13 protein-coding genes are annotated in these 14,974 nt (G+C 61.2%); 7 read left to right on the forward strand and 6 right to left on the reverse strand.

The annotated features are described in order from the left end of the window. The first annotated feature begins 1 nt into the window (after position 1). The 4 genes from ACNQ62_RS02025 to ACNQ62_RS02040 are packed head-to-tail and all read left to right on the forward strand — an operon-like array spanning position 2 to position 2,970. Positions 2 to 451 (forward strand): YaiI/YqxD family protein, encoded by a 450-nt coding sequence (locus ACNQ62_RS02025; protein ID WP_418094089.1) that lies wholly within the window; start codon positions 2 to 4, stop codon positions 449 to 451. A 49-nt stretch (positions 452 to 500) separates the two neighbouring features. Further along, the gene (locus ACNQ62_RS02030; RefSeq protein ID WP_005850450.1) at positions 501 to 1,121 is read left to right on the forward strand and encodes an HAD family hydrolase; all 621 of its coding nucleotides are present in this window, start codon (positions 501 to 503) and stop codon (positions 1,119 to 1,121) included. After that, positions 1,118 to 2,038 (forward strand): ornithine cyclodeaminase family protein, encoded by a 921-nt coding sequence (locus ACNQ62_RS02035; RefSeq protein WP_418094090.1) that lies wholly within the window; start codon positions 1,118 to 1,120, stop codon positions 2,036 to 2,038. The genes ACNQ62_RS02030 and ACNQ62_RS02035 overlap by 4 nt, the downstream gene beginning before the upstream one ends. Then, on the forward strand, positions 2,035 to 2,970 hold the full coding sequence (locus ACNQ62_RS02040) for an alpha/beta fold hydrolase (protein ID WP_418094091.1): 936 nt from the start codon (positions 2,035 to 2,037) through the stop codon (positions 2,968 to 2,970). Before ACNQ62_RS02035 ends, ACNQ62_RS02040 begins: the two co-directional genes overlap by 4 nt. On the opposite strand, the gene ACNQ62_RS02045 is transcribed toward ACNQ62_RS02040, so the two are convergent. Next, the gene (locus ACNQ62_RS02045; protein WP_009825556.1) at positions 2,967 to 4,208 is read right to left on the reverse strand and encodes an MFS transporter; all 1,242 of its coding nucleotides are present in this window, start codon (positions 4,206 to 4,208) and stop codon (positions 2,967 to 2,969) included. The genes ACNQ62_RS02040 and ACNQ62_RS02045 overlap by 4 nt on opposite strands. A gap of 124 nt (positions 4,209 to 4,332) precedes the next feature. Between ACNQ62_RS02045 and zapE the strand changes: the two genes are divergently transcribed. After that, positions 4,333 to 5,391, forward strand: a complete 1,059-nt coding sequence (gene zapE / locus ACNQ62_RS02050; RefSeq protein WP_418094092.1) for a cell division protein ZapE — start codon at positions 4,333 to 4,335, stop codon at positions 5,389 to 5,391. On the opposite strand, the gene ACNQ62_RS02055 is transcribed toward zapE, so the two are convergent. The 5 genes from ACNQ62_RS02055 to ACNQ62_RS02075 all read right to left on the reverse strand — a co-directional run bounded on the left by ACNQ62_RS02055 (position 5,388) and on the right by ACNQ62_RS02075 (position 12,410). Continuing rightward, positions 5,388 to 6,029 carry a hypothetical protein gene (locus ACNQ62_RS02055; protein WP_005850458.1) on the reverse strand — a complete coding sequence of 214 codons (642 nt, stop codon included), beginning with the start codon at positions 6,027 to 6,029 and terminating at the stop codon, positions 5,388 to 5,390. The genes zapE and ACNQ62_RS02055 overlap by 4 nt on opposite strands. Positions 6,030 to 6,126: 97 nt before the next feature. Continuing rightward, the gene (locus ACNQ62_RS02060) at positions 6,127 to 7,401 is read right to left on the reverse strand and encodes a bifunctional folylpolyglutamate synthase/dihydrofolate synthase (RefSeq protein ID WP_418094093.1); all 1,275 of its coding nucleotides are present in this window, start codon (positions 7,399 to 7,401) and stop codon (positions 6,127 to 6,129) included. Beyond that, positions 7,398 to 8,363 carry an acetyl-CoA carboxylase, carboxyltransferase subunit beta gene (gene accD / locus ACNQ62_RS02065; protein WP_005850460.1) on the reverse strand — a complete coding sequence of 322 codons (966 nt, stop codon included), beginning with the start codon at positions 8,361 to 8,363 and terminating at the stop codon, positions 7,398 to 7,400. The genes ACNQ62_RS02060 and accD overlap by 4 nt, the downstream gene beginning before the upstream one ends. 58 nt (positions 8,364 to 8,421) lie before the next feature. Continuing rightward, entirely contained in the window at positions 8,422 to 9,312 is an 891-nt protein-coding gene (locus ACNQ62_RS02070) for a CPBP family intramembrane glutamic endopeptidase (protein ID WP_304950849.1), read from the reverse strand. After that, positions 9,309 to 12,410: an ABC transporter transmembrane domain-containing protein gene (locus tag ACNQ62_RS02075; RefSeq protein ID WP_418094094.1), complete on the reverse strand. Its 3,102-nt coding sequence runs from the start codon at positions 12,408 to 12,410 to the stop codon at positions 9,309 to 9,311. Before ACNQ62_RS02075 ends, ACNQ62_RS02070 begins: the two co-directional genes overlap by 4 nt. 152 nt (positions 12,411 to 12,562) lie before the next feature. Between ACNQ62_RS02075 and ilvD the strand changes: the two genes are divergently transcribed. Together ilvD and ACNQ62_RS02085 are read left to right on the forward strand one after the other, a co-directional pair. Continuing rightward, positions 12,563 to 14,329: a dihydroxy-acid dehydratase gene (ilvD, locus tag ACNQ62_RS02080; RefSeq protein WP_005850463.1), complete on the forward strand. Its 1,767-nt coding sequence runs from the start codon at positions 12,563 to 12,565 to the stop codon at positions 14,327 to 14,329. Continuing rightward, positions 14,310 to 14,906, forward strand: a complete 597-nt coding sequence (locus tag ACNQ62_RS02085; protein ID WP_037965461.1) for a hypothetical protein — start codon at positions 14,310 to 14,312, stop codon at positions 14,904 to 14,906. Before ilvD ends, ACNQ62_RS02085 begins: the two co-directional genes overlap by 20 nt. Positions 14,907 to 14,974: the final 68 nt, after the last annotated feature.

Here is a 14,974-nt window from a genome sequence, read left to right on the forward strand (position 1 = left end):
GATGACGGTGCTTTATATCGACGCGGACGCCTGCCCCGTGAAGGCAGAGGCGGAACGTGTTGCCACCCGCCACAAGGTGCGGATGTTTGTGGTGTCCAACGGCGGGCTGCGTCCCTCGCAGAACCCGCTGGTCGAAACCGTGATTGTCCCCGACGGCCCCGACATCGCCGACATCTGGATCGCCGAACGCTGCGGCCCCGGTGATGTCGTGGTGACCGGCGACATTCCCCTTGCCGCCCGCTGCGTCGAAGCCGGCGCGCGGGTGCTGAAACACAACGGCGAAGCGCTGACCGCAGCCAATATTGGCAATGTGCTGGCAACGCGTGATTTGATGGCCGACCTGCGCGCCGCGGACCCGTTTCGCCAGGGCGGCGGCAAAGGGTTTACAAAGGACGACCGCTCCCGTTTTCTGGACGCGCTAGAACGCGAGCTTCGCGCGGCACAACGATAGGGCAAGGGCGGCGCAGGTGCCCCCACCGACCCGGCAAAAGGAAGAGCACATGAAACCAGCGGCAGTCGTCTTTGACATCGGAAATGTGCTGATCGAATGGCAGCCCGAACGGTTCTATGACTCCGTGATCGGAGAGGACCGCCGCCGCGCCATGTTCGCCGAGGTGGACCTGCATGGCATGAACGATCTTGTCGATAGCGGCCAGCATTTCACCGACACGATCTATGCCGCCGCAGAGGCCAACCCCGCCTGGCGCGATGAGATCCGCATGTGGCATGATCGCTGGATCGAAATGGCCGCCCCCGTGATCCCCCGCTCTCTCAGGCTGAAAGAGGCGCTGCAGGCCAAGGGCGTGCCGGTGTTTTCGCTGACCAATTTCGGCATCCAATCCTATGATCATGCGGCAGAACACTATCCTTTCCTGCGCGCCTTTGATCGCGATTTCATCTCGGGTCATATGGGTATGATCAAACCCGATCCCGCGATCTATGCAGCGCTCGAGGAAGGATCGGGCCTGTCCGGCGACGCGCTTCTGTTCACCGACGACCGTATCGACAATATCAACGCCGCCAACGCCCGCGGCTGGCAGACCCATCATTTCACCGGGCCGGACGGTTGGGCTGACAGGCTCGTCGCTGCGGGGCTGTTGACGGAAGCAGAGGCCGCATGACCCAGTTCGACATCATCCCCTTCGACGCCGGCGACGCCCTGCTGGACTGGATCGGCCTGACCGACGCACTGGCCGAGGGGCACAACCTGCCGCGCGCCGAAATCGCGGATACGTTTTTGTATCGGGGCAAGGACACCTTGCTGAACCGCGCCGCATGGATCGACGGGCTGGGTTTGGCGGTGAAATCCGCCACCATCTTTCCCGACAACCCCGCCAAAGGGGCACCGATGGTGAACGGTGGCGTGTCGCTTTACGCAGATGATTACGGCGCGCTCGAGGCTTTGGTAGATTTCCACCTCGTGACCAAATGGAAAACCGCCGGTGACAGCCTGCTCGCCGCGCGCAGGCTTGCCCGCCCCGACAGCCGCAAAATCCTGATCGTCGGCGCGGGCACCCAAGGGCGCGGACTGCACGCTGCCTACCGGGCGGCGTTTCCCGATGCCGAATTCACGGTGTGGAACCGATCCGCCCCCAATGCTCAGGCGATGGCACGTGATATCGACGGGCTGCGCGTTGCCGATGATCTTGAGACCGCGGTGCGCGACGCGGACATCATCACCAGCGCCACCATGTCGACCGAACCGCTGATCAAGGGCGCGTGGCTGCAACCCGGCCAGCACCTTGACCTGATCGGTGCCTACCGCCCCGACATGCGCGAGGTGGATGATACGGCGCTGACCCGTGCCCGGGTCTTTGTCGACAGCCTCGACACCACGGTTGATCATATCGGCGAGCTGAAGATCCCGATCGCCCAAGGTGTGCTGAGCGCGGGTGACATCGTCGCGGATTACTATGATCTCGGCGCGTTCACCCGCCGGTCAGAGGATGAGATCACCCTGTTCAAAAACGGCGGCGGCGCGCATCTGGACCTGATGACCAGCCGCTATATCCTTGACCGGTGGCGCGCTCACAGATGATCTGGTTTCTTCTCATTGCGGCTCTGATCATCGCAATCCCGCTTGTGATCGAACGCAACCGTGCCGAAATGGAGGACGCGGACCGCGGCAGCGCCCTTGGCCAATTCGCAGAGCTGCCCGACGGCGTGACCCATTACGCGTGGACCGGCCCCGCCCAAGGCCCTGTTGTCGTTTGCATCCACGGGTTGACCACTCCCAGCATTGTCTGGCGCGCGGTCGCCCGCGGCTTGGCGTCGATGGGGTACCGGACGCTCACCTATGATCTTTACGGGCGCGGCTATTCCGACCGTCCGTCTGGCCCGCAGGACCGCCAGTTCTTTATCAAACAGCTGCAAGACTTGCTGGAAGATCAGGACGTCACCGGCAGCTTCACCCTGCTGGGGTATTCCATGGGCGGCTCGATCGCGACGTGCTTTGCCGCCGCTTTCCCCGAACGTGTCGAACGGCTGATCCTGCTGGCGCCCGCAGGGATGGGGCTGGTGCCGAACAAGCTGGTGGACTTTATGGCCAAAACCCCGCTGCTCGGCGATTGGCTGATGCTGGCGCTGTTCCCGCCGACCTTCCGGCGCGGCATCAGAGCCGAACGTGACATCCCCGTACAGGTCCGCCACATCCACGACCATCAGGCCGAACAGCTGGACTATAAGCACTATGTTCCTGCGGTACTGGCCAGCCGTCGCGGTATTCTGGCGGATGTGCTGCGGGATGAACACCGCGCGATCCGGACGCATGATATCCCTGTGCTGGCGCTTTGGGGGCAGGACGATCAGGTGATCCCCGCGTCAGCCATCGGCAGCCTTGCCGAATGGAACCGCGCCGCCGAACACGAGGTGATCAAAGGCGCGGGCCACGGCCTACCCTATACCCATGCGCCCCAGATCATTGCAGCGATCAAGGCGCATATCGACACGGCGGATAAAGCAACGGATTAACTCGTCACCAGTCCGGGCAACCGCTTCTCGCGGATAGGCAAATGGATCAGCGCGCTAAACGCGCCCACGGCCACACCGATCCACCACACGGCGGTGTAATCGCCGTAAGCGTCATACATCCGCCCGCCCAGCCAGACCCCCATAAAGCTGCCCAACTGATGGCTGAAAAACACGATCCCATAAAGCGTGCCCATATAGCGCAGCCCATAGATATGCGCGACCAGCCCGCTGGTCAGCGGCACCGTCGCCAACCACAATGCCCCCATCCCGATGGAGAACAGGATGACCGACACCGGCGTGATCGGCAGCAGGATAAACAACGCCGCAATCACGGTACGTCCGGTATAGATCGCAGCCAGCAGGTACTTTTTGGAATAGCGTTTGCCCGCCCACCCCGCCAACAATGTTCCGGCGATATTGGCCAGACCGATCAGGGAAATCGCCACCGCACCCAGGGCAGAGGTTGTTGTGATCCCGATGTTATGCAGCACGCCACCCGCAAGGATCGGACCGCAAAGTTCGGTCACGAAGGCAGGAAAATGCGCGGTGATAAAGGCCAGCTGATAGCCGCAGGAAAAGAAGCCGATAAAGATGAAGGTAAATGTCGGGTCGCGCAGCGCCTTGCCCAGGATTTGCGACAGGCTTTCCTCCAGTTCGGCCTTGCTGGCCATCGCGGGGGCGCGCATCAACGGCAGCGTCAACAACATCGCCATGATCGCGCCCGCAAAGACAAGGAAGGTCGCCTGCCAGCTGAGGAACCCCAGCAACCATTCCGCCACCGGCGCACCAAAGACCTGTCCCGCGCTGCCCGCCGCCGTGGCAATGGCAAGCGACATGGACCGGTTCTCGGCCGTTGAGGCGCGGCCCACCACGGCCAAAATCACGCCAAAGCCCGTGCCCGCGATCCCGAAACCCACCAACCACGCATAGGTTTGGTGTTCAATCGGTGACACCGAATTGGCCGACAGCACCAGCCCCACGGCATAGACCACGGACCCGATGATAATGGCGCGGCGGTCTCCGATCTTCTCGGCCATCGCGCCAAAGATCGGTTGGCCGATGCCCCAGGCGAGGTTCTGGATCGCGATCGCCAGCGAGAATTCGGAGCGGAGCCAGCCGAACTCTTCCGCGATGGGAATCTGAAAGACGCCAAAAGAGGCACGCACGGCAAAGCTCACCATGATGATCAGACACCCGACGATAAGCACCGGTGTGAAGATTGACGTATTTTTTTCCATGATGACCCCCGAAGCACGTGCCGCCACCGTAGCTTTGAAACCGGGGCCGTCAATTTCAAAACTGCGCGCCTATCGGCCCGCGGGGGTTCTTCCCAAAGCCTGTGGCACATTGTAAGCCAAAGGCATGACCGATTTACGCACCATTTACGATAACCGCGTTGCCGACGGCAGCCTGACGCCGGACCCCGCGCAAGAGGCCGTGCTGCCGGAGCTTGACCGCATTCGCAGCGCCTTGATGGCCCCGCAGAAAAAGGGCTTTTTCAAGCGCGCGCCCGAGCCACCGCAGGGTCTGTATCTTTGGGGTGGTGTTGGTCGCGGCAAGTCGATGCTGATGGATATGTTCGCGGCAAATATGAGCGATGTGCCAACGCGGCGGGTGCATTTCCACGCGTTCATGCAGGAAATTCACAGCGCGATGCATGAGGCGCGGAAAACAGGCGTCGACGATGCGATTGCGCCAGTCGCAGCCGAGGTCGCGAATAGCGTGAAGCTGCTGGCCTTTGACGAGATGCAGATCACCGACATCACCGACGCGATGATCGTTGGCCGGCTGTTTGAAGCGCTTTTTGCAGCTGGTGTGGTGGTGGTGACAACGTCGAACCGGATACCGGATGATCTGTATAAAGACGGTCTGAACCGCCAGATATTCCTGCCCTTCATCGAATTGATCAAAGAGAAGATGAAGGTGATGGAGCTCGCCAGCCCGCGCGACTACCGACAGGACCGATTGGCGGGTACGAAATCCTATTTCACCCCCGTCAACCCAGAGAGCCGCGCCGCGATGAATGCCGTCTGGGATGATCTGGCTGGCGGCCCGGGGGAGGAGTTGATCCTGCGGGTGAAGGGGCGCGATGTCGTCGTGCCGGAGTTTCGCAACGGTGTCGCCCGCGCCAAGTTCCACGCGCTTTGTGGTCGGCCCCTAGGGGCGGCAGACTATTTGACATTGGCAGAGGCCGTGCGCGTGTTGATGCTGGACGATATCCCCAGTCTTGGCCGGTCAAACTTCAATGAAGCCAAACGCTTTGTGACCCTGATCGACGCGTTATACGAGGCTAAGGTGAGGCTGATCTGCTCGGCCGCGGCCGAACCCGAAATGCTATATCTTGAGGGGGAAGGCACCTTCGAGTTCGAGCGTACGGCATCGCGTTTGCGCGAAATGCAGGGGGAAGGCTGGGGCGCTTAATTGCGCCGCCGCCCCGGGGCGTATCCATCCCGCTGCAGATCGACTGCGGCCAGATAGAGTGGCGCGGCCTGATTGTGGTAAAAGGCGACGGATTGGCGGATCTGCTGCCCGTCGCGAGCATGCGCTTGATCGCCGTCAGTCTGGCGGGCGGCCAAAGCCTTGCGTTCAGCGACAACAACCGCCGTCAGCAAACCTGCCGTATCCAGCGCACCAGAGGCTGTCGTAAGCGCCGGTGGTACTTTGAAATCGCCTTTGGCCGCCGCGCTGTTCAGCAACGTATCAATATAGCTGTCCGACCGTTCCGTGCTGATCGCCCAGATCAGGTAGGATTCAAGCACTTGGCCGCGTTTGCTATCATCGAACGATTGGACGATCGCGCTAACTGCATCGCCCACGTCAAAAGAAGCGTCCTTGTGCATCTTGTTGAGCAGCGTCGCAGGCGACAGCGGCACAAAGGCTGGCCCACCGGAGGCCAGATACGCCACCTGTCCATTGGCATAGCCCTGCGCGGTGTCGTGGCCCCCGGAAGATCGCCAGTGATCGACGATAAAGGTCACACCGACAAAGATCGTGAGCAGACGGAGATGGCCGAACACCATCCTGCGCAGCGCAAGGAAATTCTGATACGTATTGGTCATTGCATTGGTCCCCCCAAAGGCAAAAATGTTACCCTCGGACCTTAGGACGCAAATTCCCTACAAATCGTAAATATAGCCAATTCTAATTGTTAAAAGCCTATCCGTTTTCCCGCAAAATTGCTCCTGCCAGATAGAGCGAACCGCAGATCAATACCCGCGCGTGGGGCACCTTCGCGACAATGGTTACAAGCGCTTCGGCGACGCTAGGTGCCTCTTGCGCGGTCAGGCCGACGTCGATCGCTGCGCGCGCGGTTTCGGTGGCCGGCAACGTCGCTGCTTCGCCCGGGATCGAGACGGCGAACAATTGTTCTGCATGACCGGCCAGAGGGCGCAGATAGCCGCCGATATCCTTGGTATTCAACATGCCACAGATCAGGAATGTAGGGCGGGCGGGCATGTCTTCTAGCACCGCTGCGATGGCCTCGCCCGCAGCAGGGTTATGCCCGCCGTCCAGCCATAATTCGGCCTGCGGCGCACTGTCGATCAGCGGCCCGTGACGCAGACGTTGCATTCGGGCGGGCCATTCGGCGCGGGTCACAGCGACCTCGCAGGCGTGCGCGGAGGCCCCCAATTGTCGCAATGCTGCCAAAGCCGCACCGGCGTTGGAAATCTGATGCGCGCCCAACAGGTTAGGCTTGGGCAGGTCCAGCAGCCCCGAGTCATCCTGATAGACCATGCGTCCGGCTTCGGGGGCCACATGCCACTGCTGACCATAGGCAAAAACGGGGGCGTGGTGGCGTGCCGCCTGCGTCTCTATCACCTCGAGCGCTGCATCTTGTTGCGGGCCGACGATGCAGGGCACGCGACGTTTGATGATGCCGGCTTTTTCACCCGCAATCTCCGGCAGGGTCGTGCCCAGAAACTGTTGGTGATCAATCGACACCGGCGTGATGACGGTCAATGCGGGCTGGTCGATCACATTGGTCGCGTCCAGACGCCCGCCAAGGCCGACCTCAAGCAGGGTATAATCCGCCGGAGTACGGGCAAAGGCCAGTAGCGCGGCGCAGGTTGTGATCTCGAAATAAGTGATGCTCTCGCCGTTGTTGGCGGCGTAACATTCATCCAGCATCTCGGTCAGCGCGGCTTCGGAAATCAGCTCTCCGGCAAGGCGGATGCGTTCGTGAAAGCGCGCCAGATGGGGCGAGGTATAGGCGTGGACGCGGTGGCCATCCGCCTCAAGCCCCGCACGGATCATCGCCTGTGTCGATCCTTTACCATTGGTACCGGCAATATGGATCACAGGGGGCAGGTCGTTCTGGGGGTTGCCCAAAGCGTTCAGCAGCCGCCACATGCGATCCAGCGTCAGGTCGATAATCTTGGGATGCAGCGCCATCATACGCGCCAGCACTGCATCCGATGTGTTCTGCGTCATTTCGCCTTGGGTTCCGCCGCTTCGGCTTTGGGGGCCGCATCGGGTTCTGGCGTCAGCGCATGGGCAATATCGCCGCCTTCGGTAGGCGCAGGCAGATCGCCGCGCACCGCGGGGGGCAGTTTCATCAGCATCCGCGTGATGTCGATCAACTCATCCCGCATCTGGGTGCGCGGAGTCACGCGGTCCAGCATGCCGTGGTCCAGCAGATATTCGGCGCGCTGGAAGCCTTCGGGCAGTTTCTCGCGAATGGTCTGTTCAATCACACGCGGGCCGGCAAAGCAGATCAGCGCATTGGGTTCCGCAATCTGGACATCCCCCAACATCGCATAGCTCGCCGTGACACCACCGGTCGTGGGGTGGGTCAGAACGACGATATAGGGCAGCCCCGCTTCTTTCAGCATCTGCACGGCGATGGTGGTGCGCGGCATCTGCATCAGGCTCAGGATGCCTTCTTGCATACGCGCACCCCCGGCGGCGGAGAAGAGCACCAGCGGGCATTTCAGCTTAACCGCTTTTTCAGCCGCGGCAATGATGGCGTTGCCGACATACATGCCCATGGACCCGGCCATAAACGAGAAGTCCTGACCTGCCGCGACGATCGGCGTGCGGCCGATTTCACCGGTGGCGACCAGCATCGCTTCGGCTTCGCCCGTTTGTTTCTGGGCGGCCTTCAGACGGTCGGGGTATTTCTTCTGATCGCGAAAGTGCAAAGGGTCCGGCGTCGGCGCGGGGACTTTGACTTCGGTAAAGATGCCGCCGTCGAACAGCGCCTTGAAGCGTTCACGCGGGGTAATCGCCATGTGGTGACCACAGCTGGTGCAGACGTTCAGGTTGTCCGACACCTCGCGGTGGAACAGCATGGTGCCGCATTCTTCGCATTTCGTCCACAGATTGTCCGGCGTCTCGCGACGCGAGAAGATGGAGTTGATCCGAGGACGGACGTAGTTGTTGATCCAGTTCATGGTGAACCTTTGCTTCCAGTTTCGCCTTCCAAATAAGCTGACGCGCAGTAAATTGCAATCAACGGCGGATCGCCAACCGTGCGGCAAGCCAGCTGACCAGCATCAGCGCGAAATCGACGGGCAACCACGCGCGCAACGCGTCGACATCATCCATCCCGAAGGGGGTCAGATACAGCGCCAAACCCGATAGGTCATCGGGCAAAGAGGTGATGACGATCGCCGCGACATTATTGCAGAAATGCACTGCAATGGCCGGCCCCAGCGACCCTGCCCGCGCGGTCAGATCGGCCATCAACATCCCGAAGACACCGGCCCAAAGTGCTATGACCAGCGCATTTTCGCCGGCTTGATCGGGAAGATAGTGCCCAAGCGCGAAAATCACGGCCGGCAGCACCATCCACACCAGCGGAGAGTTGAACCGTGCCGCCAATTGCTGCTGGACATAACCGCGAAAGACGATCTCTTCGGCGCTGACCTGTACCAGCACCCCGAGCAGCGAAAACGGCAGCAGCATCAGCCATGTGCCAAGCGCGAGGTTGGGCACATAGGGCGCGCCAAGGTTCCAAGGCGGCAGCAAATAGGTCACCGCACCAAGCAGCACCAGCATCTTGAGCACGGCCCAGAACTGCGGCACCACCAGCCCCGACGGGCCGATCAGGCCACGCACGGGACGTTTGTGGATCACCCGTGTCACCACGGCCACACCGATGATCATCAACCCGAAGCTGCCAAGCAGCAGGAACATCGCCATCGGCGTCTTGCCTGACAGCAAGCTGTCATAAAACCCGTCCGCACGCGGCCCCATCAGGTTGAACAGGGTGGTGAACATCAGGTTGTTGAGCAGCAGGTAGATCGCGGTTGCCGCAAGAAACCCGAGGATCAGCCGCCACAGCGCCGCCGAGGGGATCGCAGGGGCGACAAAGGCTTTGTGGGCAGCGTATCGGGTCACGCGGGGTCATCTCCTACGGGTGGGGGCAAGGCTTCGTCTTCGCGCGGGATATCCACCCGTGCCGCACGAAGCAAGTCGGCGGCGTTGGTCAGATGGCTTGATACCGTGCGTAGAAGGCTCAGCAGGATCACACGGTCGTTTTCAACCACCGACTTGAATTGATCCGCACCGATCCGAAGGAAACGGCTGTCTTCGAGGGCGACAAAATCCATCTGCCGCGGCTCGTTCACGATGACCGCAAGGTCACCGATCAACCGCCCCTTTTCGACGGTCGAGACGTGATGCGCCAACCCTTCAGGGTCGCGCCAGCTCAGCTCTCCCTTCCCCGACAGACAGAGGTAGACCGCATCTGGCCGTTGGTCTTGAGCAAAGACCATCTCGCCCTGTGCGACGGTGTACCACTGCGCCGCAAAGGCCAGCAGACGCTGGTTGCGCGGGTCGAGGTTGCCGAACAAGTCGTTGCGCGCGATGATCCGCAGCTTGCGTCGCAAATCGTCCGAGATGCTGTCGTCCTGACTGGGAGTATCAACCTGCGCCAGACCGTCAATGCGCCCGCCACGGATCTTGATGTACATGTCGAAATCGTCAGGATTAACAAAGGAGCTATCCATGTAAATCTGGGTCGTCTCGGGCAGCAGTTCGCTGACCTTGTCGCGCAACCGTTGCAAGCTTTCCGCGTCATGCCCCGCAAGCGACTGGTTCAGGATCAGGATATCGGGTCGTTTCATCGCCGCGCGGCTGAATCCGGCGCGTTCCTGGAACATCATCGCGATATTTGACCCGCCGATGCTGACCGGCAGATCAAAGACGTTGAGCGCGACATCCTGTTGCAGCCCGTGTTTCTTGAACACGTCCGACACCACATCCAGAACCAGATCCGCCTGAAGCCCCGCCACGGCGGAAATCCGACCATACAACACGTTTTCAAGTATCGTCAGACGCGGCAGATACTGGTCAGGTGTGATCGGCACGAACATATCCCGCGCCCGTTCGCGCATCTCGGCGCCCTGCTGCTTACGGATTTTCAGGATCTCGTCCTTGAAGGTCGCAGGGAAAGCCGGGCCGATCTGTTCGGCCGTGAAGGCAAAGGGCACAGTAAGCAGCAACGAGAATTCATCCTCGCTCAGCGCTTCATCCCCTTTGGCGCGACGCCGTAGCGCGATATCGACCAGTTGTTCGTACAGTTCTTCCTCGATGCCGAGCGCGGTGAACAGCGGGTGGTCGGTGCCATCACGTCCAAAGGTCTGGTGCAACGTTTCTACCAGCGTCTGTGAAATCGCGATGCCCTGCTCGGCCAGACCCTGTTCGATGATCATCGCCAGAAAGCTGCGTTCAAGCGCAAGACCCGCCTGCGAGATGCTGCGGATGGGCGCGGCGAACATCAGGTTCCCCCCAAGCGGCAGCGCCGGGTTGAACCGATCTGGGTCAAAGCGGTGCACCACCTTGTCCAGCCCTTGCTCTTTCAGCCGCTCGTGCACCTCGTCGCGCAGGGCAACCACGCGAGCCGCAAGCTCGGGGTGTTTGTCCGGGTCCATCCGGTCGGCGGCCATGCGACGGAACATCATGTCCTGTGTGCCAACGGCGCTGGCCAGCTCATACCACCAGTCGTTAATGTCCTCGCGGGTGCTCAGATCGGCGAGCCCGGGGTCCAGCCAATCCGCCTTGGTGCTGTCCAGACTATTGCCCGACCTCTTTGTCTCGATCGCGGCGCGGTCGGTTTTCATGGGGTCCCAGAGGACGGTTTTCGGGCTCGACCGCAGGGGCATCAGCAGATTGTCCCCGACGGTGCCCTGAAACAGATAGGGGTGCGCATCGGAATAGCCGATCCGCGCCGCAAGCACGGCCTGATGCAGCTCTGCCAGATTATGCCCCGCCATCGTGATCCGCCCGCGGCTCGGCACGGCCTCGCGCACCAAAAGCTCTGCCAGCGCGTTGCGTTCGGATTGGTTGGGCATCTCAAGCGCAACGCGCGTGCCTTTGGGTATTTCGAGGTTCAGATCATCCAGGATCGTATTCCCGTCCGGCGTGCGCAAAGACACATGTTCCAGCACAATTGGGCCGCGCAGATGCGGGACTTCATCGGGCTCGCCTTCGAACAGGCGCGCGTCGATCTCGCCCCGCGGGGCGAAACGTTCAATGACCACATCCCACCGCAGCGACATGTCCTGCGTCTGGTTGTAATAGGTCAGCAGTTCCTTCCACGGGCTCGACAAATCCTTGTAGGCGGCCAAGGCCGCGACCAGCGCGCCCACCGTGATCTGCCCCTTGATCGCAAGATATCCCCCCACGGCATAGAAAAAGAACGGTGTCAGCTGGGTGATGAAGTTGTTGAGAAACTTCATGAAGAATTTCTTCTGATAGATCTGGAAGCGGACCTCGAAAAGCTGGCCCAGCCGGTCGGTGAACAGCGCCAGTCGGTAGCGCCAGCCGCCGTTGGTGCGCAGATCGGTGATACCGGCGGCGGTCTCGCCGATTTCCGACGACAGGTGCCGCACTTCCTTGATCCGCTGTTTGTTAAGCAGGTTGATCTGCCGCTGCAGCATCGGGATGAGATACGCCTGCAACGGGATCAATGCGACGCCCGCCAACCCGAACCACGGGGATTGCAGGAACAGGAACAGCAGGATGATCAGCATCTGCCCCGCCTGGAACACAGGTTGGGCGACCGCATCGCCCATCAACCCGCCCATCGGCTCTGCCTCCGAGGTGACCATCGACACCAGCTCGCCCTGACTGGTGTTTTCGAAATAGCTACGCGGAAAACGCATCATCCGCGCGATCAACTGATAGCGGAAGCGACGCAGTAGCCGCTCTGCCAGCACCCCCTTCATCGTGTTCAGACGCATCTTCATCAGGCCGTGGATCAGCACCGAGAAAAGATAGGCAAAACACAGCACCATCAGGAACTGCACCTGACTGAACGACATCCCGAAAACGTCGATCACATCGGTCTCTGCCCCAATGGCATCGTTGATGATGCGCTTGGGCAGTTCGAGGGTGATGTAGAGGATCGGGAAGGTAATCAGCGTGAGGACAAGCAAAACCAGTTGGTCACGACGGGAGTATTTCCAAATAAAGGAAAAAATCGAATGCTCCATGCAGGGTCGCTTTCGCTAGGGGCGGCACAGAGCCAAGGATTATTTAACACCTAAGCCCACAGCCCGCGCTGTTCAACTGGTGGCTTGAGCCTTGCAGCGACAGGGCTGGGTGGCTATTCCGGTGTAAACGTCCACTCAGGGAGGCCTGCCACATGTCCACCAACACCCGCTTTGATAAATCCAGACTGCCAAGCCGGCACGTGACCGAGGGGCCAGAGCGCGCGCCGCACCGGTCCTATTACTACGCAATGGGCATGACCGAAGAAGAGATTCACCAGCCTCTGGTGGGTGTGGCAACCTGCTGGAACGAAGCGGCCCCCTGTAACATCGCGCTGAACCGTCAGGCCCAGGCGGTCAAGGTCGGCGTCAAGGCGCAGCAAGGCACGCCGCGCGAATTCACCACCATCACCGTCACCGACGGGATCGCCATGGGCCACGAGGGCATGCGCTCTTCCCTAGCGTCGCGCGAAGCGATTGCCGACACGGTAGAGCTGACAATGCGCGGTCACTGCTACGATGCGATTGTCGGTCTTGCGGGCTGTGACAAATCGCTGCCGGGCATGATGATGGCGATGCTGCGGCTGAACGTCCCTTCCGTGTTCCTCTATGGTGGGTCGATCCTGCCGGGCAAAGTCCCGGAAGGGGCCGATGTGCCTGCCGATTTCGCCAGCCGCGACCTGACTGTGCAAGACGTTTTCGAAGCCGTGGGCAACTACCAGAACGGCAGCATGTCGCAAGCCGCGCTTGAGGTTCTGGAACGCGTCGCTTGCCCGACAGCCGGTGCCTGCGGGGGCCAGTTCACCGCCAACACCATGGCCTGCGTGTCCGAGGCAATCGGTCTGGCGCTGCTGAACTCCTCTGGCATGCCTGCGCCCTATGAATCCCGCGACGCCTATGCGGCGGCCTCGGGTGAAGCCGTCATGAACCTGATCGAAAAGAACATCCGCGCGCGTGACATCTGCACCCGCGAAGCATTCGAGAACGCGGCGCGCATCGTGGCCTGCACCGGCGGATCGACCAATGCCGGTCTGCACCTGCCCGCTATGGCCGCCGAGGCGGGTATCGACTTTAACCTCAGCGATGTATGCGACATCTTCCGCGACACGCCTTACTTCGTCGACATGAAACCCGGCGGGTCGCATGTGGCAAAAGACCTGTATGACGCGGGCGGCGTGCCTGTTGTGATGAAAGAATTGCGCAAGGCTGGCCTGCTGCATGATGACTGTCTGACCGCCTCGGGCCTGTCCATCGGTGAAGAGCTCGACAAGATCGAACGCGAAGCCGACGGCAAGGTGATCCACGCGATCGAAACACCGATCAGCAAGACCGGCGGCGTCGTTGGTCTGAAGGGCAACTTGGCACCCGAAGGAGCCATCGTGAAAATCGCGGGCATGTCCGAAGAAGACATCGTCTTTACCGGTCCGGCGCTGATCTTTGAATGTGAACAAGACGCGTTCGAAGCCGTGCAAAACCGGGCCTACAGCGAAGGCGACGTGTTCGTGATCCGCAACGAAGGCCCCGCTGGTGGCCCCGGCATGCGCGAAATGCTGGCGACCACGGCGGCCCTGTCCGGTCAAGGCATGGGCAAAAAGGTGGCGCTGATCACCGACGGCCGTTTCTCCGGCGCGACACGGGGTTTCTGCGTTGGTCACGTCGGCCCCGAAGCCGCACATGGCGGGCCGATTGCCTTGCTCAAACAGGGCGACATGATCACGCTGAACGCGATCACCGGTTCGATCTCTGTCGATATCTCGGACGAGGAAATGGCAGAGCGCAAAGCGGCTTGGCCCGGTGCCCGCAAAACAAACTATCAAAGCGGTGCACTGTGGAAATACGCGCAGCTTGTGGGCCCAACCTATCTTGGTGCGGTGACGCATCCCGGCGCGAAGGCGGAAACACATGACTATATGGACCTGTAAAGGTCCGCTTGCCGCCTTTGGCGTGATGCTTCTGACCGCCTGCGAGGGCGGTCAGGGGCTTGGCGCGTCCTCGGGTGCCGCCAAGCCGCCGTTGTCACGCGCGAAAATGGCCGGAGGGGTCGAACTGGTCGCCCCCGATGGTTTCTGCATCGACCAAACCAGCCTCGAGGCGCGCTTTGCCGTGATTGCACGCTGTGACGGATTAGGGGCCCCTGCCTCTGCGGGGGCAGCACCGCGTGGGTTGATCACGGTCAGCCTGACCCAGTCCAAACCCGGCTCCCTGCCAAGCGCCCAGCAGATCGCGGCTGAAACCTCGCTCCAGAATGTGAGCGATGTGGAGAAAGGCGACCAAAGCGTCACCTTCCGCGCGCAGGGGCGTATTCCTGTGGGTGGGCTTTCCCCCAACCAATGGCGCGGCGTCGCACGGATGGGCACGCAAACCGCCGGTATCGCCGTCTACGGCCCCGAACGCGGCGAGATCGTCAGCGCCTCTGGCCGAAGGGTGCTGACACAGTTGATCACCCGCAGCATCGACGCCAGTGCACCTGCAAAAACTACCGTCGCGCAACGCAACTAGCGCGCCGGCCCCTTGGCCCATTTCATTTGTGCCCCCAAGCCACAGGCGGTAGGGTACGACCAACAACC

This window comes from Sulfitobacter sp. SBS6 (assembly GCF_048285585.1).
GTDB classification, from domain to species: domain Bacteria; phylum Pseudomonadota; class Alphaproteobacteria; order Rhodobacterales; family Rhodobacteraceae; genus Sulfitobacter; species Sulfitobacter pontiacus.